This is a genomic window from Arthrobacter sp. 92 (assembly GCF_050260325.1).
Taxonomy (GTDB): domain Bacteria; phylum Actinomycetota; class Actinomycetes; order Actinomycetales; family Micrococcaceae; genus Arthrobacter.
This window is the reverse complement of record NZ_CP189863.1, coordinates 117,181-140,624: the sequence shown is the minus strand read 5'-3', so window position 1 is coordinate 140,624 and position 23,444 is coordinate 117,181. Positions and strand designations below refer to the sequence as shown.

Here is a 23,444-nt window from a genome sequence, read left to right as displayed (position 1 = left end):
TGTTCCAACGACCGACCGCACCGTCCATCACTATCAACGCAATCGTTACCAACTGAAAGGAGGCTGCTGTGCCTGAAGAGATCAACCTTGAGATCTACAACGCGGACCCGCTCACCGAGGACGTGTCCGACGAAGCCACGGAGCCCGCGCCGAAGACATATGCTCCGCTGGATGCCGCTGCGGAATCGCAGTCGGACCTCAGCGCCGAGATGAAGGCGATCGGCGAGGCCTACGCGCGGGCCCTCAGGGACGGTGTTCCGGCGGAAATCCAGCCGCGGCTGGACTACGCGCCGTACCGCAGCAGCGTCCTGCGGCACCCCACGAAGGACCTGCACCACGCGGACCCGGAGACCATCGAGCTCTACTCCCCAGCGTTCGGGCACATGGACGTGCACGCGCTGGAATCGGACCTGACCATCCAGCACAACGGCGAACCCCTGGGTGAACGCATCGTCGTCTCCGGCCGCGTGCTCGACGGCGACGGCCGTCCCGTGGCCGGGCAGCTCGTGGAGATCTGGCAGGCCAACTCGGCCGGCCGCTACATCCACAAACGCGACCAGCACCCTGCCCCGCTGGACCCCAACTTCACCGGCGTGGGCCGCTGCATCACCGGCGCCGACGGCTCCTACAGCTTCACCACCATCAAGCCCGGTGCCTACCCGTGGAAGAACCACCTGAACGCCTGGCGTCCGGCCCACATTCACTTCTCCCTGTTCGGGCAGGAGTTCACCCAACGGATTGTCACGCAGATGTACTTCCCCGGTGACCAGCTCTTCCCGCTGGATCCGATTTACCAGTCAATCGTGGACCAGGACGCCCGCGACCGGCTCGTGGCCACCTACAACCACGAGCAGACCAAGCCTGAATGGGCCCTGGCCTACAACTGGGACATTGTCCTGACCGGGTCCAAGCGGACCTGGACCGAGAACGAGGCCCTGGGAGCAGAAGGCGATAACCATGAGTAAACTCACCCCGACACCCGGGCAGACCGTAGGACCGTTCTACGGGTACGCGCTGCCGTTCAGCAAGGACCGCGAGCTGCTGGCCCCGGGCTCCCCGGGCTCCATCCGGCTCCAGGGCACCGTCTATGACGGCGCCGGCCACCCCATCCCGGACGCAATCCTTGAGATCTGGCAGGCAGACGCCGAGGGCAACGTCCCGCACCACACCGGTTCGCTGGTACGCGACGGCTACACTTTCACCGGTTTCGGCCGCAGTGCGGTGGGCAACACCGGCGTCTTCACCTTCACGACCGTCAATCCCGGGCCCACCGAAGAAGGTGGCGCCCCCTTCATTTCCGTCGCGGTCTTCGCCCGCGGCCTGATGAACCGGCTCTTCACCCGCGTGTACCTCCCGGAAAACGCGGAAGCCCTCGCGGCCGATCCCCTGCTGTCCTCACTGGATCCGGAACGCCGCCAGACGCTGATCGCCCGCCGCGACGCCGACGGCGGCCTGACCTGGGACATCAGGCTCCAGGGCGAGGGCGAGACCGTCTTCCTCGACTTCGAGGGTCCCGAGGGTTCGGAGGGTTCCGCGGCTGCGGGTGCCGGGGGCGCCGCGCAGTGACTGATTCCCACCTGTCCGACGGCGACGTCGGCCTCCTCAGCCCCGTGTCGGCGTCGCCTGTTGTGGCGGCGCTGACCGGGGACCGGGCGGTGCTAGCGGCGATTCTCGCCGTCGAGTCCGGCTGGGCCGCCGTGCTGGAGAAAGCAGGCCTGGCGCCGGCCGGATCGGCCGCGATCGTGGCTTCGGCAGCGGACGCCAGCCGATACGACGTGAGGGACATCGCAATTCGCGGGCAGGGCGGCGCCAACCCGGTCATCCCGCTCCTGGCCGACCTGCGCAACCGGGTCAAGGCCCTGGATACCGAAACCGGGGGTGCCCCCCGTGTTGGTGCACTGGGCGCCGTTCACACCTCGCTGACCAGCCAGGATGTCCTGGACTCGGCCCTGATGCTGCTGGCCCGGAACGCCGTGGCGGCCCTGCTGGCCGACGTGAAAGCAACCACGGCGGCGCTGGCCGCGCTTGCGGATGTGCATGCGGACACGCTGTGCGTGGGCCGCAGTCTCACCCAGCATTCCCTGCCGTACACCTTCGGGCTCAAAGCCGCGCAGTGGTTCCACGGACTGGCAGCCGCTGCACAGCGCCTGGACGCCGTTCAACTGCCCGTGCAGACCGGCGGGGCCGCGGGAACGCTGGCAGCCGGGACCGTGCTGACCTCGGCTTCGGTGGACACGCCCTTTGACCTTTCGGACAATCTCGCCGCGCAACTGGGTCTGGCGGCAACGCCGGGACCGTGGCACACCAACCGGCTGGCCGTCACGTCGCTGGGGGATGCCCTGACCGCGGTGACGGATGCGCTGGGCAAGATCGCCAGCGACGTGCTGTTCCTGAGCCGGCCCGAGGTGGCCGAGCTTGCGGAGCCCCGCGCGGCCGGCCGCGGCGTGTCCTCGGCCATGCCGCAAAAGCAGAACCCTGTGCTGTCCGTTTTGGTCCGCAGCGCCGCGCTTCAGGCTCCGGGCCTGGCCGCCCAGCTGCATCTGGCCGCCGCCAACTTCAACGACGAACGGCCCGACGGCGCCTGGCACAGCGAATGGCCGGCGTTCCGCCAGCTGCTCCGGCTGGCGCTTGGGGCTGCCGGACACCTGCGGGAACTCGCTGAGGGCCTGCAGGTCTTTCCCGAGGCCATGCGGCGCAACCTGGCGCTGTCCGGTCCGCTGCTGCTGAGCGAAGGTGTGTCGGCCGCCGTCGCCCCCCTGCTGGCCGAGCAGTCCGGCCTGAGCGGCAAGCAACAACTGCAGGCCATTGTGGACCAAACGCTGCAGGCCCCGCCGGCGGAACGGGCGTCCGCCTACCGGGCGCTGCTCCGTGCGGCCGTGCCGGCTGACGTGCTTCCGGACGACCGGCTGGAGGACCTGCTCAACCCCGCGAGCTACCTGGGGCAGGCCGGCGAGATCTCGCGCCGAATCCTGGCGGCCTTCCCGGACTATTCACGCCCCGCCACAACACAAGACCCAACTGACCCGAATGGAGACCCCCGTGGCTAGACCCACAGTCAAGGCCGTACTGCTCTCCCCCCAGCGCACGCTGGGGGACAAGCCCCTCCTCGTGGTGGGGCCGTCGCTGGGGACGTCCTCACTGGTGTGGACGCAGGCCGGCGCCCTGCTCGGGGACGACTTCGACGTCGTCGCCTGGGATCTTCCCGGACACGGGGTCTCGCCCGCAGCGACGGAAACGTTCGACGTCGCCGAGCTGGCCGACGCCGTCGTCGAACTCGTTGATTCGATTGCCCCGGGCGCCCGGTTCCACTACGCCGGCGTTTCCCTGGGCGGGGCCGCCGGGCTGCAGTTGGGAATCAAGCACGGCGAACGGCTCAAGAGCCTGTCCGTGCAGTGCGCGGGCGCCAAGATCGGCACCCCCGAAGGGTGGCTGGAGCGCGCGGAGACCGTCCGCACCCAGGGCACGCCCGTGATGATCCAGGGTTCGGCCGAACGCTGGTTCGCCCCCGGCTTCATGGAGCGCGAGCCCGAGCTGAGCAGCCGGCTCCTGCACTCCCTGCGCGACGCCGACCGCTTCAGCTACGCCTTCTGCTGCGAGGCCCTCGCAGGCTTCGATGTCCGGGCGCAGCTTGGCAGCATCAGGGTCCCAACCCAGGCCATCGCCGGCGCCCTGGACAGCGTCGCCCCGCCGTCGTTCGCCGAGGAGATCGTCGAAGGAATCACCTCCGGAGGTGGTACGGCCAGCGCCGCGACACTTGAGGGCGTGGCACACCTGGCTCCGTTCGAGGCGCCAGCCCACGTGGCCGAACTGCTGCGTAGCCTCATCACTTGGGCCGAATCCGCCGGAGAATCCGCCGGAGCAGGAAAATGACGGGTCCGGAACGAAACGGCGTGGTCCAGCCGGATGCCACCAGCCAGGAAATCTACGACGGCGGCATGGTGGTCCGCCGCGAAGTGCTGGGCACCGCACACGTGGACCGCGCCAACGCCAACAAGGATTCCTTCACCGAGGACTTCCAGGACATGATCACCCGGATCGCCTGGGGCGGCATTTGGACACGGCCTGGCCTGACCCGGCAGATGCGCTCCGCCGTCACCATCACCGCGATGGTGGCGCACGGGCACTGGGAAGAACTGGCCATGCACATCCGTGCCGCCATCACCAACGGCCTGAGCCGGGACGAGATCAAGGAAATCCTGCTCCAGACCGCCATCTACTGCGGAGTTCCCTCAGCCAACACCGCCTTCAAGACCGCGCAACAGGTGTTCAAAGAGATAGACGCAGCCGTCCCGCCCAACTAGCTGGCAGTAGATGTCGTTATTAGGGCTCATAACGACATTAACTGCGACCTAGTTGGGCCAAGAGAACTTAGAGGAATGAAATGAATCACGCTTTTGTGTACGATGCCGTGCGCACCCCGTTTGGGAAGTTCGGTTCCGGTCTTGCCGGCGTGCGGCCGGATGATCTGGCCGCGCATGTGATTGGCCAGATCGTCAGGCGTGCCCCGGCCTTGGACGTGGAGCGGATCGATGAGGTGGTGTTCGGGAACGCCAACGGCGCGGGCGAGGAGAACCGCAACGTCGCCCGGATGGGCACCCTGCTCGCCGGACTGCCGGTCTCAATCCCGGGCACCACGGTCAACCGGCTCTGCGGGTCCTCCCTGGACGCGGCGATCATCGCGTCCCGGCAGATCAACACCGGGGACGCGGAGCTGATGCTGATCGGCGGGGCCGAATCGATGTCCCGCGCGCCCTGGGTGCTGCCCAAAACCGAGAAGCCCTACCCGGCGGGGGATATGACCCTGGCCTCCACCACGCTGGGCTGGCGCCTGGTGAACAAGGCGATGCCGGCGGAATGGACCATCTCCCTGGGCGAGGCCACCGAGCGGCTGGCCGAGAAGTACGGGGTGACCCGCCAGGCGCAGGACGAATTTTCGGCCAACTCGCACAACCTGGCCGCCGCGGCCTGGGACGAGGGTTTCTATGACAACCTGGTGACCCCGGTCCCGGGCACGGACCTGGTCCGGGACGAGGGCATCCGCCCCGGGTCCTCCGCCGACAAACTCGCCGGGCTCAAGACCGTGTTCCGCACCGGGAACGGCACGGTCACCGCGGGCAACGCCTCCCCGCTCTCGGACGGCGCGTCCGCGGCCTGGCTCGGCTCAGAAAACGCCGCCGGGATCCTGGGGATGGACCCGCTGGCCCGGATCGCCGGCCGGGGCGCGCACGCCAACGACCCCCAGTTCTTCGGCTACGCCCCGGTCGAGGCGGCGAACAAGGCCCTCGCCAAGGCGGGCATCGGCTGGGACCAGGTTGGCGCCGTCGAACTCAACGAGGCCTTCGCCGCGCAGTCCCTGGCCTGCATCAACGGCTGGGGCATCGACCCGTCCATCGTGAACGGGCATGGCGGCGCGATCGCGATGGGCCACCCCCTGGGCGCCTCCGGCGGCCGGATCCTGGGCACCCTGGCCCGGTCCCTGCAGGCCTCCGGGCAGCGTTGGGGCGTCGCCGCGATCTGTATCGGCGTCGGGCAGGGCCTGGCCGTGGTGCTTGAAAATGTTACTTCGGGAGTTAAGGGCTGAGCATGCTGAACTTTGTAGACACAGTTGGCGAGGCCGTCGCCGGCATCAAAGACGGATCCACCGTGATGATTGGCGGGTTCGGCAACGCCGGCCAGCCGTTCGAACTCATTGACGCGCTGATGGACTGCGGCGCGACGGACTTGACCGTGGTGAACAACAACGCCGGCCAGGGTGACCAGGGCCTCGCGTTGCTGATTAAGGAAGGCCGGGTGAAGAAGATGATCTGTTCCTTCCCCCGGCAGTCCGATTCCTGGCACTTCGACGCCAAGTACCGCGCCGGTGAGATCGAACTCGAGCTTGTTCCCCAGGGCAACCTGGCCGAGCGCATCCGTGCCGCCGGCGCGGGTATCGGTGGCTTTTTCACCCCCACGGGCTACGGCACCATGCTGGCCGAGGGCAAGGAGACCCGCATTCTCGATGGCCGCGGGCAGGTCTTCGAGACCCCCATTCATGCCGACGTCGCCCTCATCAAGGCCCTCAAGGCGGACGGTAAGGGAAACCTCGTCTACCGTAAGACGGCCCGCAACTTCGGCCCCATCATGGCCGCCGCAGCCAAACACACCATCGTCCAGGTCTCGGAGATCGTCCCCACGGGCGGCCTCGACCCGGAGGTCATTGTGACCCCCGGCATCTATGTCAACAGCATTGTGAAGGTGGCCTGAGATGACTATCCAGTCCGGCGACAAGACCAGTATTCAGATGGGCATGCAGACCAGCGAAAAGCCGCTGGGCCGCGATGAGCTCGCCCGCCTCGTGGCCCGCGACATCAAGCCCGGTTCCTTTGTGAACCTGGGCATTGGCCAGCCCACCCTGGTGTCCAACTACCTCGAGCCGGAGCAGAACATCACGCTCCACACCGAGAACGGCATGCTCGGCATGGGTCCCGAGGCTAAGGGCGACGAAATTGATGAGGACCTCATCAACGCGGGCAAGATCCCCGTGACCGAACTGCCGGGTGCGTCCTATTTCCACCACGCGGACTCGTTCGCGATCATGCGCGGCGGTCATCTGGACATCTGTGTGCTCGGCGCCTTCCAGGTCTCCGCCACGGGGGACCTGGCAAACTGGCACACCGGCGCCCCGGACGCCATCCCTGCCGTGGGCGGGGCCATGGACCTGGCCACAGGCGCCAAGGACGTCTTTGTGATGATGACGCTCCTGACCCGCGACGGCGTCTCCAAGCTGGTGGAGGCCTGCACCTACCCGCTGACCGGCATCGGCTGCGTGACCCGCGTGTACACCGACAAGGCCGTATTCCTCCTCGGTCCGGACGGTGCCCGGGTACGGGAAACCTTCGGCTGCACCCTCGAGGAGCTCCAAGCCATGGTGCCGGTGCCGCTCACCGCCGCCCCCGCCGTCGAGCAGTAACTGCACACCACCCCAATGGCGCGAGCGGGCACTTGAGCACCACCGGCGCTGACTGCGCGGGGCTTAAATGTCCGTTCGCGCTGACTGCGCGGGGCTTAAATGTCCGTTCGCGCCAATAGGATAGGTAACCATGACCGACACAGCAGCAGAGACCCCGCCCCGCGCCTCTTCTGCGCCACAGGCCAGCGACCAGTATGTGCAGTCACTGGCGCGGGGGCTTGCCGTCATCCGCGCCTTCGACACGAACCACCCGGTGATGACACTCAGCGAGGTGGCGGTGCGGACGGGGCTCACGCGCGCCACGGCCCGTCGTTTCCTGCACACGCTGGTGGAACTGGGCTACGTCCGCACGGATGGGAAGACCTTCGCGCTGACTGCCCAGGTACTTCAGCTTGGCTATGCCTACCTGTCAGGATTGTCCCTGCCCCAGCTTGCCCAGCCGCACCTTGAGGAGCTTTCCCTCAAGCTGGGGGAATCCACCTCGGCCGCGGTCCTGGACGGCATGGACATTGCCTACATCGCCCGGGTGACCACCCGCCGCATCATGAACGTGGGCATCACTGTGGGCACCCGCTTCCCCGCCTACGCCACGTCCATGGGACGCGTGCTGCTCGCCGCGCTGCCGCCGGAAGATCTTCGGGCCTACCTGGACGCCGTTGAGATCAAGCCCCTGACACCCAGGACGGTGCGGACGGCCCGGGAGCTGTCAGCTGTCCTGGACAGCGTGCGCGCGCAGGGCTGGTGCCTGCTGGACCAGGAGCTCGAACTGGGGCTGATGTCCATCGCCGCGCCGGTGTACGACGGCCCAACCAAGGTGGTGGCTGCGGTGAACGTCTCGCTGCAGGCACAGTCCGTGGCCGCCAAGCCGGACCCTGAGGCCTATCTGGATTCCGTGCGACGGGAAATTGTGGCCACGGCAAAAAAGATCTCGGCGGACCTCTCGGCGATGCACTAACCAGCGGGTTCAGCCCGAAGGTTTCAGTCCACCGAGGCCTCTTGCGGCGGCCACCAGTGTGCGGGCGGGGCAATCACAAACCGGCGGCCGCTGAGCTCCGTGGGCGTGATGCGGACAAGATGGTCCTTCGCTCCGGCCTCCCAGGGCGATGGCACCTCCAGCGGTATCTCGCCGGGCGGGATCTCCTCAGGTACGCCTTTGATCACCACGCTCCACGCGATGGTGCCGTAGGAATTGAGGCCGTCCGCTTCAAGGGCCACTGTCCCGCCTTCCAGGACAGCGTCCAGCTTGGTGCCTGGACCGGTCCGGAAGATCACGGTCCCGTCCCCCGGAAGGTAATTGACCGGGAAGATCTCGGGCTTGTTGTGGCTGATCAGTGCCAACCGCCCCACAGAGGATGACCGAAGATGTCTCCAGCACTCGTGAACAGGCAGATCTTTGGTTTCGCTTCCCGCCCCGGAGGTGTCCATACTGCCGAGCTTAGGGCCACAAGCGCGGCAGGGGCAGGGCAACAAGTCCCGGATGTGCCGCGCAGCGACAGGAACCAGCTGCAGCCCGGTGCCGCCTGCGCCGAAGGGCTATTCGCGGGGGACGGACACGCGGATCATCACGCCCGCCGGGTCGTCACGGATGTTCAGGCAGAGATCTTTGTCCACCAGCGACGCGTGGATGTCCTCGGCATCCTCAGGAGCCAGCTGTTCGGCCAGCCGTGTGACGGCGAGGGCCATCGCCCGTCCCCAGTCGTGCGGGTCCCGGCTCGTGGCCTCGGCCTCAGCGGAATAGCTTTCCTCTGGTTCTGGCATTTCCGGCCGCCTTTCGCGTGTGCGCACACGGCGTCCGCGGGCGGATCCCGCGTGGCGACATGCATCGCTAACTAAGCCTACTAAGTATACTTTCCATGGTGATTGGCCGTCCATGAACCCGGCCCGGCTACCCCGGAACGGCGTGTGTCCCCGCTACGCTGGAGCCTCAACACCGCTTGCCCGGATCCACATCCTGCCCCGAAGGACACTATGCCAGAGAACACTTCCACACCGGATAACAGCAACGCCAGGCGCGTCGCCGTTGTGGTCAACCCCGCAAAGGCCGTCGGTGACGAGCTCCGGGGCGCCCTGGTCCGTCTCTGCGAAACCCAAGGCTGGGCCGAGCCACTGTGGCTGGAGACAACTGTCGAAGACCCGGGCGAAGGGCAGGCCCGGGAGGCGCTTGAGACGGGCGTCGACGTCGTCATTGCCGCCGGCGGCGACGGGACCGTCCGCTGCGTGGCCGAGGTGTTGGCCGGCACGGGGGTGCCGTTGGGGCTCGTCCCGCTGGGCACCGGCAACCTGCTGGCACGCAACCTCGGGATTGACCTCACCGACCCTGTGTCGGCGGCCTATGACGTCCTCAACGGGACCGAAAGCACGGTGGACGTGGTCAGGGCAACCCTGGACCACTCCGACGACGAAAAGGTCTTCCTGGTCATGGCCGGCCTGGGCTATGACGCCGCCATCATGGCAGACACCGTTGACGTGCTGAAGGACCGGATGGGCTGGCTGGCGTACGTTGAGGCGGGAATCCGCAAGCTGCCGGGCAAACCCGTCAAGGCCAAAATCAGCATTGATGGGGCACGGCCCATCGGCCGGCGGATCCGCAGCGTGATGATCGGCAACTGCGGCCGGATCATGGGGGGCGTGGAAATCTTCCCTGAGGCCAAGTTCGACGACGGCGTGCTGGACCTGCTGGTCATGTCCCCGAAAGGCCGCCTGGGCTGGCTTGGCGTGGTGGCCGGCGTGTTCGGCAAGAACAAGAACGAGACCGAATCCGTGGACTATTTCCAGGGGAAATCGGCCGAAATCACCCTGGACCACGAGCAAGAATTCCAGCTGGACGGGGACCATCTGGGGACCGGCAAGCACCTCTCGGTCCGCGTGGAGCCCGACGCCCTCAAGATCCGGATGACCGCTGCTGCGGGGGCCTGACTCAGGGCCTGCTTCCGGTCTAGCCGGCCAGCAGCCTGCCCCACCTCGGTGCGAGCAAGGGGGAGCCGGCAATTTTGAGGCAGTGCCACAGGGTCACGGCCACCGAGTCCAGTACTGGAACTCCGGTCTCGGACTCGACCTCCGCAGCGATGTTGGCGCCGTACAGGTTGGTGCATAGGTAGATCAGCGCGTCGGGCCGCGCGGAGGCGAGCTCCAGGGACGCGGGGCGCATTTCGTCGTCCGTCACACGGCCGAAGGATTCGTTGTCGCTCAAGCCCAGGGCCCGGTGATCGATGGTCTTGATGCCGTCCCGCTGGTACGACGCCATGATGGCACGGTTCACGTCCTCGGTGTACGGAGTGAAGAGCCCGATGCGCTCCGTGCCGAAGCTTCTGAACGCCTCCAGGTAAGCCAGGGTGGAGGTGGTGGCGGGGATTCCGGTGGCGTCCCGGATTTCCTGTACCAGCCCACGGTCATGCTCCGCTCCGAGCCAGGAGCCCGAAGTGCCGTTCCAGGCGATGACGTCCACGTCCGCCGTCGCCAGCAGCTGGCCGGCCGCGCGCATCACCGTCGGGTCGAACTGTCGGTCGGACGAGTCGTCCAATGCGATGCGGGTGACCGGGATCCGGGTGAAGTGGATGGTGACGTCGTCGCGGTCGCCCAAAATCCGGTAGCTTTGCGGCTCGAGGCAGGTGTTGGAGGACGGCACTATCATGCCAATGCGTGCAGGGCGTGTTGCGGAAGGCACGTTTGCTCCTAGGGGTTGGCCGGGACGGCGTTGAGGGCGGTTGCTGACGTGGAGCCAGCCGCGGCGTCCTGATGGGCCCGGAAACCGTTACGGTGAACATAGCGGCCCACGGGACCAGGATCGTGGAATCCGTCGGTGTCCACCACGACGCGACCGGCGGACACCACGACGGCGGGCCAGCCGCTGAGGCTCCTGCCGTTGAACGGCGAGAAGTCCGTGCCCATGTGCAGTGCGCCACCGTCAACGGTGCGCTGCTCGGCCGGGTCGAAGATCACCAGGTCAGCGTCGAATCCCGCGGCGATGGTCCCCTTGCGGGGAACGGCATTGATCCGGGCAGGTCCGGCCGCGAACACTTCGACGAAGTCTTCCAGGGTGCCTGCCGAGGCCGCGCCGGCTTCCATCATGGCTGTGAACGTCACCGGCATCCGGGTTTCCACCCCGGGCAGGCCGTGCGGCATGGCCCGGACGTCGTCGGACCGTTCGCGCTTTTGCGAGAGGTCGTAGCAGGAGTGGTCCGAAGCGACGGCGTGAATAGCGCCCGAGGCGAGCCGGTCCTTCAACTCTGCCACTGTTTCGGCGCTGCGCATGGGCGGGCAGCAGGCGTACCACTCGGGAAACGCCGTGCCGTAGACCGAGTCGTCCAGCGTGAGGTAGTGCGGGCATGTCTCGGAGAACGCTTCACGGCCCTGCCTGCGGGCCTCGGTCACCAGGTCCACCGCTCCGGGGGTCGACTGGTGCACAAAGTACACGGGGGCGTTCGTGTAGTTGGCCATGGCCAGGGTTTCCTTGACCGAAATTTCCTCCGCCAGCTCCGGGCGTGTGCGGTGCAGGTGCTCGATGCCGATCCGGCCGTCGTCCGCGTGCTGCTGGGTGCAGTCGGCAATGATGGGGTCGTGCTCGGCATGGATGTAGGTGAGGCCGTCAAGTCGGACCATCTCGCGCATGACCTTCAGGATCGTGTCCCCGTCGGCCATGGTAGTGCCGCGGTTGGTGGTGTACATCTTGACCGACCGGACGCCCTCGGCGGCGAGTTGCTCCAGCTGCCAGGGCACGGTTTCATCCCAGCTGACCACCGAGCCGTGCAGGGCCACGTCGCAGCGCGACTCCCGTGCCAGCTCCTTCTTGTTCAGCACGGCCGCAAGTGGGCTCTCGTGCGCGTCCCGGGGGATGCCGAAATCGATGATGGTGGTGGTGCCGCCCCAGAGCGCCGCGGTGGACGTGGTGCGGTAGTCGTCCAGGGTCCTGAACCGTCCGGTCACCTGGGCCACATGGCAGTGGCCGTCCACGCCGCCGGGGATCACCATCCGGCCGGCAGCGTCAATGATGCGGGTGGCGGCGGGGACGGGCTCGGTGGCGTCGATGAGCTGCTCAATGCGGCCGTCGCGGACCACCACATGGGCGCGCCGGCGGCCGAAGCTATTGACCACGGTGCCGTGTGCGATGACGAGGTCTGGCAGATGGGACATCATTGTCCTCCTAATTCTGTGAAGCGGCGGGTGCGAACCGGGCAGCCGTCAGTGCGGCGTCCAGGTTCTCGGAGAGGCCCTGGCGTTGTTTGGGCGGTGGCGGCGCGAAAGCGCCCGCCCGGTGCGGTCCGGACTTCAACCCGACGACGGCCTCCGCCATGCGGATGCCCGCGGAAATACTGTCCACCACCGGGACGGGGATCTGGCCGCCGAGTTCGCGTGCCAGTCCGGCCAGGGGTGCGCCCGCCAGGATGACGACGTCGGCTCCGTCTTCCGCGACGGCCTGCCGGCTGAGCGCCAGCAGGGTGTCCTTGAAGTCATGCTGGACGGAGCCGATGCCGGCAAGGCTTTCGTTGATAGAACGGATGGATGCCAGCCGGCCGCCGAGGCCGAAGCGCTCCACGCAGTCCAGGTACCAGGGCCTGATCCGGTCCGAGATGGCGATGATGGAGAACCGGTGGCCCTGCAGGGCCGCCGCGCACAGGGCCGCTTCGGTGATTCCGATGACGGGGACGTCGACGAGTTCCTTGAGGGCGGGCATGCCGGGGTCGCCGAACGCCGCCACAACCACGCCGTCGATTCCGCCGGCGTGGTTCGCGCCGTCGTCGCTCGTTCCTCCGCTGGCCGGTCCCGCCTCGCGGGTGAACCCGGCAATGATTTCGGCGACGGCGCCGGCTGCGATCAGGGACTCGAAGCGGGTCTCGATGTATTCGACGCCGTGCCCGGCGGTGCGGACCACGAGTTCGGTGCCGGGCGATGCGGAACGCAGGGCCTCAGCCTCGATCAGTGCCGTGACGTCATTGCTGATGTTGGGGTTGATAACAAGGAGTTTCATTTGTTCTTCCGATGAAGCGCGGGTTCTGTCCGGCGGAAATCCTCCGGGAACTGTTCGCGGTACTTACCGATGTGCGACGCCGATTGGGCGGCTGCCCGGTCGGGGTCGCCACTGGCGATGGCGGCGTAGAGGGCGCGGTGCTCTTCGATGAGTTCGGGGAGGTCGCTCACATGGCGGAAAAGCCAGTGCATGCGCCCTTGGAGGGGTTCCAGTGCGGACTTGAGGAATCCGTTGTCCGCGATGCGGGTGATGGCATCGTGGAATTCGCTGTTGGCACGGTGCGCTTCCATAACGGCGCCTTTGGCCAGGCAGCGATCGGCTTCTTCCAGGAGACCTTCGAGGTGGCTCAGATCGTCGGCAGTGGCGCGGGCGGCGGCAAGCCGGCAGGCCAGCACCTCCAGCGACTGCCGGACGTCGAAGAGGTCCTCCACATCCTTCGGGCTGAGCGTGCTGACTTCGGCTCCGCGGGCGCCCCGGTCGCTGATGAGCCCTTCCTGGCGGAGCATGCGCAGGGCTTCCCGGACGGGGAGGCGGGAGACGTTGAACTCGGCGGCAAGGTCGCGTTCCACCAGCCTGGTGCCGGGAACGTAATGCCCTTCAAAGATCCTGGTGCGGAGCGTGTCCCGGACAGCCTCGCGGAGGGGGCGTTCCTTGTCCCGGGTTTCTTCTGCGGCAAGCATGGTGCTCCATTCGGGTTCTTATATGGCATTGCGTTCCCGGCTCCGGGAACAGGTGTTGCGTGGCTAGCTTAGACAGGAAGCCGCTTGTTGTAGTCCAGCGTCAGGACTGACGCACTCATAACGATGGCGGATCCCACGAAATACAGCAGCGCCCAGGTGTACGAGCCCGTGGCGCCGACAATCAGGCCAACCGCGATGGGGGTGACGAAGCCGGAGATGTTGCCGCTGAAGTTCATGGCGCCGCCCAGGACGCCGGCATTGGTGCGGCCGCCAAGGATGGAAGGGATGCTCCAGAAGAGGCCCACCCAGCGCAGGAAGAACATCACCACGGAGAGCAGCACCACCGCCGTCGTCGGATCCGCCACTACCGTGACCCCCACGAGGCCGCCGATCACCACAGCGCTGGAGATGCCCAACAGGGTGCGCATAACCCGGTTGGCGGAGGCGCCGGACGCACGCCACTTGTCCGCGATGGTGCCGCCCAGGATTTCCCCGACGAAGCCGGCGCCGAAGATCACGAACGTGGACCAGCCGATGGTCTTCAGGTCGAAGCCCTTGGCTTGGGCGAGGTAGAGCGGGCCCCAGGTCAGCAGGCCGTAGAACACGCCGTTGAAACCCAGCCAGCCGAAGCACATGGCCCAGAAGGAACGAAACTTCAGGTAGGGAAGCAGCGCACGCTTGCCTTTGCTGCCGTCGAGTTCGGCTTCGGCGTCCTCTGCGGCGTGGGAGGCCTCGATGTAGGCGGCCTCGGCGGCGTTGACGCCCCGGTGCTGGCGTGGGTTGTCGCGGACGTACCACCAGACCGCGAGGCCCATCAGCACCGTTGCCGCGCCGGCGATGATGAAGGAGCTGCGCCAACTGCCGGTGGAGGCGATCAGACCGGCGATGAGGATGCCGCCGATACCGGCGCCCAAGGGGGCGCCCGCGTCCAGGATCGTCGCTCCGCGGCCACGCTCCGATTTGTGCATCCAGATGGCGTTGAGCTTGCCGCCTGCAGGCATCACGCCGGCCTCGGTAACGCCGATGCCCAGGCGGGCGATGAACATGGTGAGGAATCCGCCAGCCAGGCCTGAGGCGGCCGTTGCCGCCCCCCAGCCGACGCACGAGGCAGTCATGACCTTTCGCGGACCGAACTTGTCGATGAGCCACCCCACCGGGATCTGCATGAGGGCGTAGGTCCAGAAGAAAGCGGACAACAGCAGGCCCACCAGCTCCGGTGCCATGTTGAACTCTTTTTGGATGATGGGGAGGGCCACCGAGATGGAGCCCCTGTCGATGTAGTTGACGGACACGAGGACAAGCAAAAGAAGGAACATTTTCCAGCGGACGTTGGTGCGCCGTTGCACGCCGTCGGTGCCGGTTTTTGACTCCGGTGTGGTGGTGACTGATGAAGATTCAGTTTCGGTGTTTTGAAGAGACACAGCTTCTCCTATACGGGGAAGATCGCGGGCTGGGGAAAGAATCTGGGGTGTGGAGGACCCGTTGCCGGGTGCACCGTGGACGTAGCCTGATCCGGGACTGTCCGGGTTTGCGTCAAGGGACTCCCGGAAAGATCGTTTTGGGATCCCGTTTTGGGATCCCAAAATCAAAGATAGAAGTGACCCCTGCCACTGTCAAGGGCTTTTGTCTTTTCGCGCGCCCGTGCTCCCTATTTACCGATTGTGACCGGTCGATTGTGGCCGGGCACGCGGTACCGACGCCGGCTCTCAGCTGCCTGTTCTCAATCAGCTCCCAGTCAGTTCCCAGTCAGCGGTTTTCAGGTGCCGGCGCGTGGGCAAGGATCTCAGCCAGCTCGGCCAGTCGATGGGCACGTGCTGATTCGGCGGGAGTGAAGGGTTCGCCTGGCCGCGAGAACGTGATGGGGCCGCTCCACGCGGTGGGGATCTTCAAGGTGGTCGCGGGATCCATCGACGTGCCAGCCACTTGGTGGCTGCCAACCGGTCGCGGTTGTTCGATTCTGGCCGACAGGAGTTCCGCAACGGCCAAGGGCAACTCGGCGGGATTGCCTGCGATCCGGGCGGCCAGGCTGAGAGCCCTGGTTTGCCCGTCGACCATGGCCAGCGCCGTGGTGGGCCATACGTGGGGGTGCCTGCCCCCGCCGTCCCGCAGGGCTTCCAGCAGCTCACGCTCACCGAGGTTGTCCGGGGCGGAAAGCACAAACTCATCCAGCACACCGCCCGCCACCGGATGGATGTGGATGCTCAGGATGTTCGTGTCCAGCCGTGCGAGTGACTGCGTGATCTTCTGGAGCGAGCCCGGCTGGTCCCTCAGGATTGTCCGGGCGCGCCACAGGGATTGCGCCGAGCTTAGGCGCTTGCGATGGCGCAGGGCCGGTGCATGCAGCCAGCGTCGCAGCAAGCGCGCCGCGGAGGGTTCGGCCACCCAGATCACCAATACCGTGGCCGTCAGGGTCAGGACCAGGACCTTGGCCACGTAGGGGAGCTGGGTTTCCACCACCGCTGCGTGCACCAGGAGCTCGATTGGCAGCATCACGGCGACGTTCGCCACGGTGAGCCGGGTTTTGGTGGGTTCGGGCATCTGGCCGCAGACTTCGCAGCTCAAGTCAGTAGTTATGGGGGACTGCGCCTTGGGCTTCATGTCCTCAGCATGTCTGGCGGCGGTTTCAGCCTTATTGCGCGTGCGTCACGATCGCGCGAAACCTCATGGGCGGCGGCCCCGGCTGGTGTGCTCTCCTTAGGCCGGGGAGGAATCTTACGGACGATTTTGCAGGACATTTAACCTCCTCAATGCGGGTGGGAGCCGGGGTGTTGATACCTCGATCGTTCCCCCAAAGCCAAGTACCGAGACGACGAACACCCCACCGGTCCGCTCCAAACCGGGTAATGCCCGTCCTTAACGTTGAATTCTTGAACGCAAACCCGGGTATAAGGCGCTCGTGACGCGGCCACCGCCGATGGACTTCTATTGGGGAAGGCATCGGACGGTGTCGATAAAGCGAGCACCTGGGGGTGGAATGTGGCGACATCTCACGCAGGTCTGGGGCGAGTTCGGCTGAGTTATCCGCCGGACTTCACATTTGCCGCTAGGGCTCTTATGCATCGCGGCGACGGAAGTCCGACGGGCCTTTCCGTCACCTGTGTCAGGCAGCCGTTATGACCCAGGTTGGGAAGACAAGCCCCTTCAGCCTCAAGTTTCAAGCGATAGGTCCGAGTCCGGACGCCAAACAGTCCCCGACGGCGAGTCAGGGCGACCGGTTGTTCCTGCATTCGGAGTCGACTCCTGGAAGCCCGGGGCGGCTCCCGGCGGCCAAACGGTCCGGGCGTGAGTGGGCCCGCTTCCTGGCCCGATTTGTGCGCTGTACGGACTCGGCACTTGTGTTCGTCTCGGTCCTGACCGGCTACGTTGTCCGGTTCAACGCCGGGCTTCCCTTTGCGGCTAACCGCGACAACGCTCTCGGGGCAGGGTTCGGCGTGGTCCTCGCGTTGATGTGGATCGGCGCGTTGGATATCTACCGCACCCGCGATCCGAAGGTCATGGGCGTCGGGGTCAGCGAATACAAACGCGTGGTGGTGGCTAGTAGCCGCGTGTTCGGGTTTCTGGCAGTGATTCTGGTGACGTTTCGTCTTGAATCTGCATGGACCTTCTACGTGGTGGCGCTTCCAGTGGGGATGGTGGCCGTGCTGGCAAACCGCTGGCTCGCACGCCGGTGGTACAACCAGCAGCAAATCCAGGGCCAGTATCTAGTGAAGGCCATCGTCGTAGGCCAGCCGGAGGACGTACGGTACGTGCTCAAGCGGATCGCCAAGAAGTCAGGCGCTGTTTACGAAATCCTGGGAGTCTGCCTCCCGGGAGCGCGCCGCGGCATGATGCTGGACGTTGATGGGCGGCGGATTCCGGTCCTCTCCTCCATAGACGACGTAGTCCGCACCGTCGGCTGGATCGGCGCCGAAGCCGTGATCGTGGCCGGTCCGGTGCCGGGAGGCAACCAGTGCATCCGCGAACTGGGCTGGCGGCTGGAAGAGTATTCGGCTGAGCTGGTGCTCGCCTCTACGTTGACAAACGTTGCCGGACCCCGGATCCATTGGCGCCCCGTGGAGGGACTGCCACTGATGCACGTGGACGTGCCGCACTACAGCGGCGGCAAACATATCTTCAAGCGCCTGCTGGACCTCGTCGTCGCATCGGCGGCCCTGGTCCTGCTCTCACCGCTCTTCCTCTTCCTGGCGATCGTTGTCAAAAGGGACAGCCCCGGTCCGGTCTTCTTCAAGCAAAAGAGGGTGGGCAAGGCAGGAAGGCCCTTCCTGATGATCAAATTCCGCTCCATGGCGACCGATGCCGAGGCATCGCTCGCCGCGCTGATGGAACGGAACGAGGCCGCCGGCGTTCTCTTCAAGATCCAGAACGATCCACGCGTGACCAGCTGCGGCCGCTGGATGCGCAGGTTCTCCCTGGACGAGCTGCCCCAGTTCTGGAACGTCCTCACCGGAGAAATGAGCCTGGTGGGGCCACGGCCGCCGCTACCGCGGGAGGTGGAGGCGTACGAACGGCATACTCATCGCCGCCTGCTCATTAAGCCGGGCATCACGGGCTTGTGGCAGGTAAACGGCCGTTCGGACCTGCCTTGGGATGAGGCCGTGCGCCTCGACCTCTATTACGTCGAAAACTGGTCAATCATGGGGGACGTCATCATCATGTGGCGAACCTTCAAAGCAATGTGCCTGCCCGCGGGCGCGTACTGAGAAGAAGGGACAGACATGGACGCGTCAAGAGAGTCCTATCGCCGGGAGCTTGATCTCATGGCCTCCGCGGCACCCTTGAGGGCCGCCGTCATCGGGGCCGGCTACTGGGGACCTAACCTGGCACGCAATTTCAAGGCAAGCCCCGACTGGGATCTGGCAGCCATCGTCGACATGGACCGGGACCGGGCCACCAAACTCGCTTCGGCACAGGGCAACGTCCCGGTGTTTGCCTCCGTGGACGAGTTGCTTGACAGCGTTGAGATCGACGCCGTCGCGATTGCAACACCGGCCCATACCCATCACGGAATTGCGCTGACGGCCATGAGGTCAGGGAAGCATGTCCTGGTTGAAAAGCCGCTGGCCGACAGCCGGGCCAGGGGTTTGGAGATGGTGGAGGAAGCCGAGGACCGCGGCCTGGTCCTCATGGCCGACCATACCTACTGCTACACCCCTGCAGTGCTGAAGATCCGGGAACTGATTGCGGACGGGTCCCTGGGCGAGATCCTGTTCATCGATTCGGTGCGGATTAATCTTGGGCTCGTCCAGCCTGACGTGGACGTGTTCTGGGACCTCGCCCCGCACGATCTGTCTATTATCGATTTCATCCTGCCTGGCGGCCTGCGGCCGATCGAGGTGGCCGCGCACGGCGCGGACCCGTTGGGTACCGGGCGTGACTGCGTGGGCCACCTGACGTTCGCCCTTCCCAACGATGCCATGGCCCACGTGCATGTGAACTGGTTGAGCCCCACGAAGATCCGCCAGATGGTGGTGGGCGGCTCCCACCGGACCCTGGTCTGGGATGACCTGAATCCCCAGCAGCGGCTCAGTGTCTACGACCGCGGCGTCAGCTTGGAGAACAAATACCGGTCTCCGGCGGAAAAGAAGGCCTCCGCCATTTCCTACCGCTTGGGTGACACCTGGTCGCCGGCGCTGCCGGAGCAAGAGGCGCTCGGTCAGATGGTCGCTGAGTTTGCCAGCAGCATCTGGCACAAGCGCCCGGCCCGGACCAGCGGAGCCTCCGGCCTTCGGGTTCTGTCGGTGTTGGAGGCAGTCAGCAGGAGCCTCAGCGGTGACGGGCAGCCCATCGCGGTGGTGGGCAACGAGCCTCAGATGGAGGGAACACGTTGAGCACTCTGCAAGGAGCAACGGTTCTGGTGACCGGCGGAGCCGGGACGATCGGCTCGACCATCGTTGACCATTTGATCACCGCCGGCGTGGAGCGGGTGGATGTCTTGGACAACCTGGTCCGGGGCCGCCGGGCCAACCTCGATGAGGCGATGGCCAGCGGCCGGGTGGACCTGGTGGAAGGCGACCTGCGCGACCGCGACCTGGTCCATGACCTCACCCGTGGGAAGGACATTGTTTTCCACCAGGCTGCGATCCGCATCACGCAGTGTGCGGAGGAACCGCGGCTGGCGTTGGAGGTGTTGGTGGACGGCACGTTCAACGTGCTGGAAGCGGCAGCCGCCCACCGCGTTGGCAAGCTGGTGGCGGCGTCGAGTGCTTCGGTCTACGGCATGGCGGAAGAATTCCCCACCACTGAACGCCACCACCACCACAACAACGACACTTTCTATGGCGCCGCCAAGTCCTTCAACGAAGGCATGGCACGCAGCTTCCGGGCCATGACCGGGCTGGACTATGTGCTGCTGCGGTACTTCAACGTGTACGGACCGCGCATGGACGTGCACGGCCTCTATACCGAGGTGCTGGTCCGGTGGATGGAGCGCATTGCGGACGGCCAGCCGCCGTTGATCTTCGGTGACGGGCGGCAGACCATGGACTTCGTTCACACCAGGGACGTGGCCCGCGCCAATATCCTGGCGGCCGGCAGCGGTGCGCGCGAAGGCGTCTACAACGTTGCCAGCGGAGCCGAAACCAGCCTGCTGGAACTTGCGGAGGCGCTGCTGCGGGCCATGGATTCCGATTTGCGCGTGGAGCACGGCCCCGACCGTGCCGTCAACGGTGTTGTGCGGCGGCAGGCCGATACCTCGGCGGCCATGCTGGATCTTGGCTTCTCCGCTGAAACCCCGCTCGAGGAAGGCCTGCGCGAACTGGTCGCTTGGTGGCGTCCGCTGCGTGGCGAAATCGCGGCCGCCAGGGTCGGAGGAATGCGATGACCATCAGCCAGGACCGTGCGCTGAGCCGGATCAACGTCATGCAACCGTGGCTAGGGGTCGAGGAAGCCGAAGCCGTGGCCGAGGTGATCGCCTCCGGGTGGGTGGCGCAAGGACCCCGGGTGGCGCAGTTTGAGGAGGCATTCGCTTCCGCCCAGCAGACCGGGCAGGCCGTCGCGGTATCCAACTGCACCACCGCCCTTCATCTGGCGTTGAAAGTGGCCGGCATCGGGCCGCACGACGACGTCGTGGTTCCGTCCTTCTCGTTCATCGCCACCGCGAACGCCGCGAGTTATGTGGGTGCGCGCCCCGTTTTCGCCGACGTCGAGGCGGACACCGGAAATGTGTCGGCGCGAACCCTTGCCGCGGCCCTGACCCCTGCCACCCGGGCCGTCATTGTGGTGGATCAAGGCGGAATGCCGGCGGACCTGGAACCGGTCCGGGAGCTCTGCGACCCCTTGGGCATCACGGTGATAGAGGACTCGGCGTGCGGCGCCGGGTCGACTTACCGCGGCCGCCCGGTGGGGGCCGGGGCGGATGTGACCGCCTGGTCCTTTCATCCCCGCAAGATCCTGACCACCGGGGAAGGGGGCATGCTGACCACGCGCAACGAGGCATGGGCGGCCCGGGCCCGTCGGCTGCGCGAGCACGCAATGAGCGTGTCCGCGAACGACCGGCACGCCAGCGTGCTGGCCCCCGCCGAGGAGTACCTGGAGATCGGCTTCAACTACCGGATGACGGATATGCAGGCGGCCGTGGGGCTGGTGCAGCTGAACAGACTGCACGCAGCAGTAACACGGCGAAGGGAGATCGTGGCCGGCTACCACGCCGCCCTTGGCGGGGTGGGCGGTCTGCGGCTGGCTCAGGACCCCGCCTATGGCGCCAGCAATTTCCAGTCCTTTTGGCTTGAGGTGCTTCCGGACTTCCCGCTCGGACGGGAGCAATTGCTGGAACGGTTGGCACGCGACGGAATTTCCGCCCGGCGCGGCATCATGGCGGCCCATCGGCAGCCCGCATACTTCGGACGGGACACCGGGAGAGCCGATCTGTCCGTGACAGAACGGCTCACCGAGAACACCCTGATTTTGCCGGTCTACCACCAGCTCACGCCGGGGGAGCAGTCACGGGTAATCCGTTCCATTCGGGTCGCCGGCGGGGAGCGGAGCCGTGGCTGACCTTATTCTTATCGCAGCCAGCGGCCTGGCCCGTGAAGTCCTGGCCACGGTGCGCGACAGCGGCCAGTTCGACGTCGTCGGGATCCTCGACGACGACCCGGGCAAGGCGCGGACCACCGTGGACGGCGCCCATGTCCTGGGCCCGGTGAGCCATGCGCTGAATTATCCGGAAGCGAAGGTGGTTGTCTGTATTGGTGCAGGCAAAGGGCGTGCCCAGGTGGTGTCCAGGCTCGCTGAACTGGGATTTCCCAACCACCGGTACGCCACCGTGGTCGACTCCTCCGCGCGGCTCGCCGAGGGCTGCCGGATCGGCCGTGGCGACATCCTGCTGGGCCATGTCACCCTAACCGCCGGGGTGAGGGTGGGCGATCACGTGGTGGTCATGCCGGGCGCGACCCTGACCCATGACGACGTCGTGGCCGACTACGCAACGCTTGCCGCCGGCGTCTCGCTGGGTGGGGGAGTCCGGATCGGCCGGGCGGCCTATCTGGGCATGAACTCCAGCGTCCGTGAGGGCGCCTCGGTGGGTGCAGGGGCCACCGTCGGTATGGGCGCCGTGGTGCTGGGCGATGTCCCTGACGACGAGACCTGGGTGGGAGTTCCGGCGCGGGCGGTGCGGCACGGCGTGGGAACTGGTTCCTTGGCTGTTTCAACTGACCGGGCTGCATCTCCAGGGGGTGGCCGCTCATGAACCATCACCAAAAGCACCCGATGTCCGTCCCTCTAGTCGATCTGGGTGCACAGCACGAGGAAATTGCCGGCGAGCTGGAGGCCGGCCTGAAAGAAGTTTTTGCCCAGACATCGTTCATTGGCGGTCCCGCTGTGGCGCAGTTCGAGCAGGCATACGCAGCCTTTCTCGGGGCAAGGAACTGCGTCGGCGTCGCCAACGGCACGGAGGCTCTGGAGTTGGCACTCCGGGCGTCGGGTGTTCGTGAAGGTGGTGAAGTGATCCTCCCGGCCAACACGTTCATTGCGACCGCCGAAGCCGTTAGCCGGATTGGCGCTGTCCCCGTGCCCGTGGACGTCGATCCGGACTACCTGCTCATCGATCCCGAGCGGGTTGAAGCGGCGGTAACCGCCCGGACGCAGGCGATCATGCCCGTTCATTTGTTCGGCCAGACGGCATTCGTCGAGCGTCTGGAACCTATTGCGGCGGCCTGCGGCGCATTGATCATCGAAGACGCCGCCCAGTCGCAGGGGGCGTCCCGGCTTGGACGCTTCGCCGGCACTCTGGGGGCTGCTGCCGGCACCAGTTTTTACCCCGGAAAGAATCTCGGGGCAGCCGGGGACGCAGGAGCGGTAGTGACGGACGACGACGGAATTGCTACCAGGGTCCGCTTGCTCGGCTCCCACGGTAGCGCAGTCAAGTACCAGCACGATGCCATCGGCATGAACTCCCGGCTCGACGCCCTGCAGGCCGTGGTGCTGAATGCGAAGCTGCGGCGACTGGCCAGTTGGAACGAGCGCAGGCGCCAGGCCGCTAAACGCTATTCGGACCTGCTCCAGGATGCCCCCGGGGTTGTCCCGCCCCGCTCCGCTGAAGGAAACACCGACGTCTGGCATCTGTTCGTCATCCGTATCGCAGAGCGAGACCGTGTGCTTGCTGCGCTCAACGAGGCGGGTATCGGTGCTGGCGTTCATTACCCGGTTCCGGTGCACCTAAGCGGCGCCTATAGGAATCTGGACCTGGCTCCCGGGTCTTTCCCCGTGGCGGAGAAGGCCGCCCAGACCATGCTCTCACTGCCCATGTACCCGCACATCAGTGCAGAACAGCAGGAATACGTGGTCGACGTCTTGCGACGCGAAGTTGCGGCCGGACGTTCTGCCGATCGAGTACGGAGCTAAGTCATGGTGACCG

At 66.1% G+C, this 23,444-nt stretch carries 24 protein-coding genes; 16 read left to right on the top strand and 8 right to left on the bottom strand.

What is annotated here, in order from left to right; all coding sequences use genetic code 11:
- Nucleotides 1-68: 68 nt before the first annotated feature.
- The 9 genes from pcaH to ACP4XC_RS00630 all read left to right on the top strand — a co-directional run bounded on the left by pcaH (nucleotide 69) and on the right by ACP4XC_RS00630 (nucleotide 7,904).
- The gene (pcaH, locus tag ACP4XC_RS00670; protein ID WP_427172964.1) at nucleotides 69-965 is read left to right on the top strand and encodes a protocatechuate 3,4-dioxygenase subunit beta; all 897 of its coding nucleotides are present in this window, start codon (nucleotides 69-71) and stop codon (nucleotides 963-965) included.
- Nucleotides 958-1,566, top strand: a complete 609-nt coding sequence (gene pcaG / locus ACP4XC_RS00665) for a protocatechuate 3,4-dioxygenase subunit alpha (protein ID WP_427172963.1) — start codon at nucleotides 958-960, stop codon at nucleotides 1,564-1,566. Before pcaH ends, pcaG begins: the two co-directional genes overlap by 8 nt.
- Nucleotides 1,563-3,047, top strand: a complete 1,485-nt coding sequence (locus ACP4XC_RS00660; RefSeq protein WP_427172962.1) for a lyase family protein — start codon at nucleotides 1,563-1,565, stop codon at nucleotides 3,045-3,047. The genes pcaG and ACP4XC_RS00660 overlap by 4 nt, the downstream gene beginning before the upstream one ends.
- Nucleotides 3,040-3,870, top strand: a complete 831-nt coding sequence (locus ACP4XC_RS00655) for an alpha/beta fold hydrolase (RefSeq protein WP_427172961.1) — start codon at nucleotides 3,040-3,042, stop codon at nucleotides 3,868-3,870. The genes ACP4XC_RS00660 and ACP4XC_RS00655 overlap by 8 nt, the downstream gene beginning before the upstream one ends.
- A complete protein-coding gene (pcaC, locus tag ACP4XC_RS00650) occupies nucleotides 3,867-4,301 on the top strand; it encodes a 4-carboxymuconolactone decarboxylase (protein WP_427172960.1) in 435 nt (144 codons plus the stop codon). The genes ACP4XC_RS00655 and pcaC overlap by 4 nt, the downstream gene beginning before the upstream one ends.
- An 80-nt stretch (nucleotides 4,302-4,381) precedes the next feature.
- Complete coding sequence (locus ACP4XC_RS00645; RefSeq protein ID WP_427172959.1) at nucleotides 4,382-5,581, top strand: thiolase family protein; 1,200 nt, start codon at nucleotides 4,382-4,384, stop codon at nucleotides 5,579-5,581.
- Nucleotides 5,582-5,583: 2 nt separating this feature from the next.
- Complete coding sequence (locus tag ACP4XC_RS00640) at nucleotides 5,584-6,243, top strand: 3-oxoacid CoA-transferase subunit A (RefSeq protein WP_427172958.1); 660 nt, start codon at nucleotides 5,584-5,586, stop codon at nucleotides 6,241-6,243.
- A gap of 1 nt (nucleotide 6,244) precedes the next feature.
- The gene (locus ACP4XC_RS00635; protein ID WP_427172957.1) at nucleotides 6,245-6,949 is read left to right on the top strand and encodes a 3-oxoacid CoA-transferase subunit B; all 705 of its coding nucleotides are present in this window, start codon (nucleotides 6,245-6,247) and stop codon (nucleotides 6,947-6,949) included.
- A 130-nt stretch (nucleotides 6,950-7,079) separates the two neighbouring features.
- Nucleotides 7,080-7,904 carry an IclR family transcriptional regulator domain-containing protein gene (locus tag ACP4XC_RS00630; RefSeq protein WP_427172956.1) on the top strand — a complete coding sequence of 275 codons (825 nt, stop codon included), beginning with the start codon at nucleotides 7,080-7,082 and terminating at the stop codon, nucleotides 7,902-7,904.
- 23 nt (nucleotides 7,905-7,927) lie between these two features.
- Here ACP4XC_RS00630 and ACP4XC_RS00625 read toward each other — a convergent pair whose 3' ends face one another.
- On the bottom strand, nucleotides 7,928-8,374 hold the full coding sequence (locus tag ACP4XC_RS00625) for a pyridoxamine 5'-phosphate oxidase family protein (protein WP_427172955.1): 447 nt from the start codon (nucleotides 8,372-8,374) through the stop codon (nucleotides 7,928-7,930).
- 108 nt (nucleotides 8,375-8,482) lie between these two features.
- Nucleotides 8,483-8,707, bottom strand: a complete 225-nt coding sequence (locus ACP4XC_RS00620) for a hypothetical protein (RefSeq protein ID WP_427172954.1) — start codon at nucleotides 8,705-8,707, stop codon at nucleotides 8,483-8,485.
- A 210-nt stretch (nucleotides 8,708-8,917) separates the two neighbouring features.
- Here ACP4XC_RS00620 and ACP4XC_RS00615 point away from each other — a divergent pair, with 210 nt between their 5' ends.
- Complete coding sequence (locus ACP4XC_RS00615) at nucleotides 8,918-9,865, top strand: diacylglycerol/lipid kinase family protein (RefSeq protein ID WP_427172953.1); 948 nt, start codon at nucleotides 8,918-8,920, stop codon at nucleotides 9,863-9,865.
- Between the two features lie 19 nt (nucleotides 9,866-9,884).
- On the opposite strand, the gene ACP4XC_RS00610 is transcribed toward ACP4XC_RS00615, so the two are convergent.
- The 6 genes from ACP4XC_RS00610 to ACP4XC_RS00585 all read right to left on the bottom strand — a co-directional run bounded on the left by ACP4XC_RS00610 (nucleotide 9,885) and on the right by ACP4XC_RS00585 (nucleotide 16,192).
- Entirely contained in the window at nucleotides 9,885-10,613 is a 729-nt protein-coding gene (locus tag ACP4XC_RS00610) for a maleate cis-trans isomerase family protein (RefSeq protein WP_427172952.1), read from the bottom strand.
- Nucleotides 10,614-10,621: 8 nt separating this feature from the next.
- Nucleotides 10,622-12,082 carry an amidohydrolase family protein gene (locus ACP4XC_RS00605; RefSeq protein ID WP_427172951.1) on the bottom strand — a complete coding sequence of 487 codons (1,461 nt, stop codon included), beginning with the start codon at nucleotides 12,080-12,082 and terminating at the stop codon, nucleotides 10,622-10,624.
- Nucleotides 12,083-12,089: 7 nt separating this feature from the next.
- Entirely contained in the window at nucleotides 12,090-12,914 is an 825-nt protein-coding gene (locus ACP4XC_RS00600; RefSeq protein ID WP_427172950.1) for an aspartate/glutamate racemase family protein, read from the bottom strand.
- Nucleotides 12,911-13,594, bottom strand: coding sequence for a GntR family transcriptional regulator (locus ACP4XC_RS00595; protein WP_427172949.1), 684 nt, complete (start codon nucleotides 13,592-13,594; stop codon nucleotides 12,911-12,913). The genes ACP4XC_RS00600 and ACP4XC_RS00595 overlap by 4 nt, the downstream gene beginning before the upstream one ends.
- A gap of 68 nt (nucleotides 13,595-13,662) precedes the next feature.
- Complete coding sequence (locus ACP4XC_RS00590; protein ID WP_427172948.1) at nucleotides 13,663-15,015, bottom strand: MFS transporter; 1,353 nt, start codon at nucleotides 15,013-15,015, stop codon at nucleotides 13,663-13,665.
- Nucleotides 15,016-15,340: 325 nt separating this feature from the next.
- Complete coding sequence (locus tag ACP4XC_RS00585; protein WP_427172947.1) at nucleotides 15,341-16,192, bottom strand: amino acid-binding protein; 852 nt, start codon at nucleotides 16,190-16,192, stop codon at nucleotides 15,341-15,343.
- 737 nt (nucleotides 16,193-16,929) lie between these two features.
- Here ACP4XC_RS00585 and ACP4XC_RS00580 point away from each other — a divergent pair.
- The 6 genes from ACP4XC_RS00580 to ACP4XC_RS00555 are packed head-to-tail and all read left to right on the top strand — an operon-like array spanning nucleotide 16,930 to nucleotide 23,431.
- Nucleotides 16,930-18,294 carry a sugar transferase gene (locus ACP4XC_RS00580; protein ID WP_427172946.1) on the top strand — a complete coding sequence of 455 codons (1,365 nt, stop codon included), beginning with the start codon at nucleotides 16,930-16,932 and terminating at the stop codon, nucleotides 18,292-18,294.
- Nucleotides 18,295-18,309: 15 nt separating this feature from the next.
- Entirely contained in the window at nucleotides 18,310-19,422 is a 1,113-nt protein-coding gene (locus ACP4XC_RS00575) for a Gfo/Idh/MocA family protein (protein ID WP_427172945.1), read from the top strand.
- A complete protein-coding gene (locus ACP4XC_RS00570; protein ID WP_427172943.1) occupies nucleotides 19,419-20,414 on the top strand; it encodes an NAD-dependent epimerase/dehydratase family protein in 996 nt (331 codons plus the stop codon). Before ACP4XC_RS00575 ends, ACP4XC_RS00570 begins: the two co-directional genes overlap by 4 nt.
- Complete coding sequence (locus ACP4XC_RS00565) at nucleotides 20,411-21,586, top strand: DegT/DnrJ/EryC1/StrS family aminotransferase (RefSeq protein ID WP_427172942.1); 1,176 nt, start codon at nucleotides 20,411-20,413, stop codon at nucleotides 21,584-21,586. The genes ACP4XC_RS00570 and ACP4XC_RS00565 overlap by 4 nt, the downstream gene beginning before the upstream one ends.
- A complete protein-coding gene (locus tag ACP4XC_RS00560; protein ID WP_427172941.1) occupies nucleotides 21,579-22,277 on the top strand; it encodes an acetyltransferase in 699 nt (232 codons plus the stop codon). The genes ACP4XC_RS00565 and ACP4XC_RS00560 overlap by 8 nt, the downstream gene beginning before the upstream one ends.
- Complete coding sequence (locus ACP4XC_RS00555) at nucleotides 22,274-23,431, top strand: DegT/DnrJ/EryC1/StrS family aminotransferase (protein WP_427172940.1); 1,158 nt, start codon at nucleotides 22,274-22,276, stop codon at nucleotides 23,429-23,431. Before ACP4XC_RS00560 ends, ACP4XC_RS00555 begins: the two co-directional genes overlap by 4 nt.
- Nucleotides 23,432-23,444 lie beyond the last annotated feature (13 nt).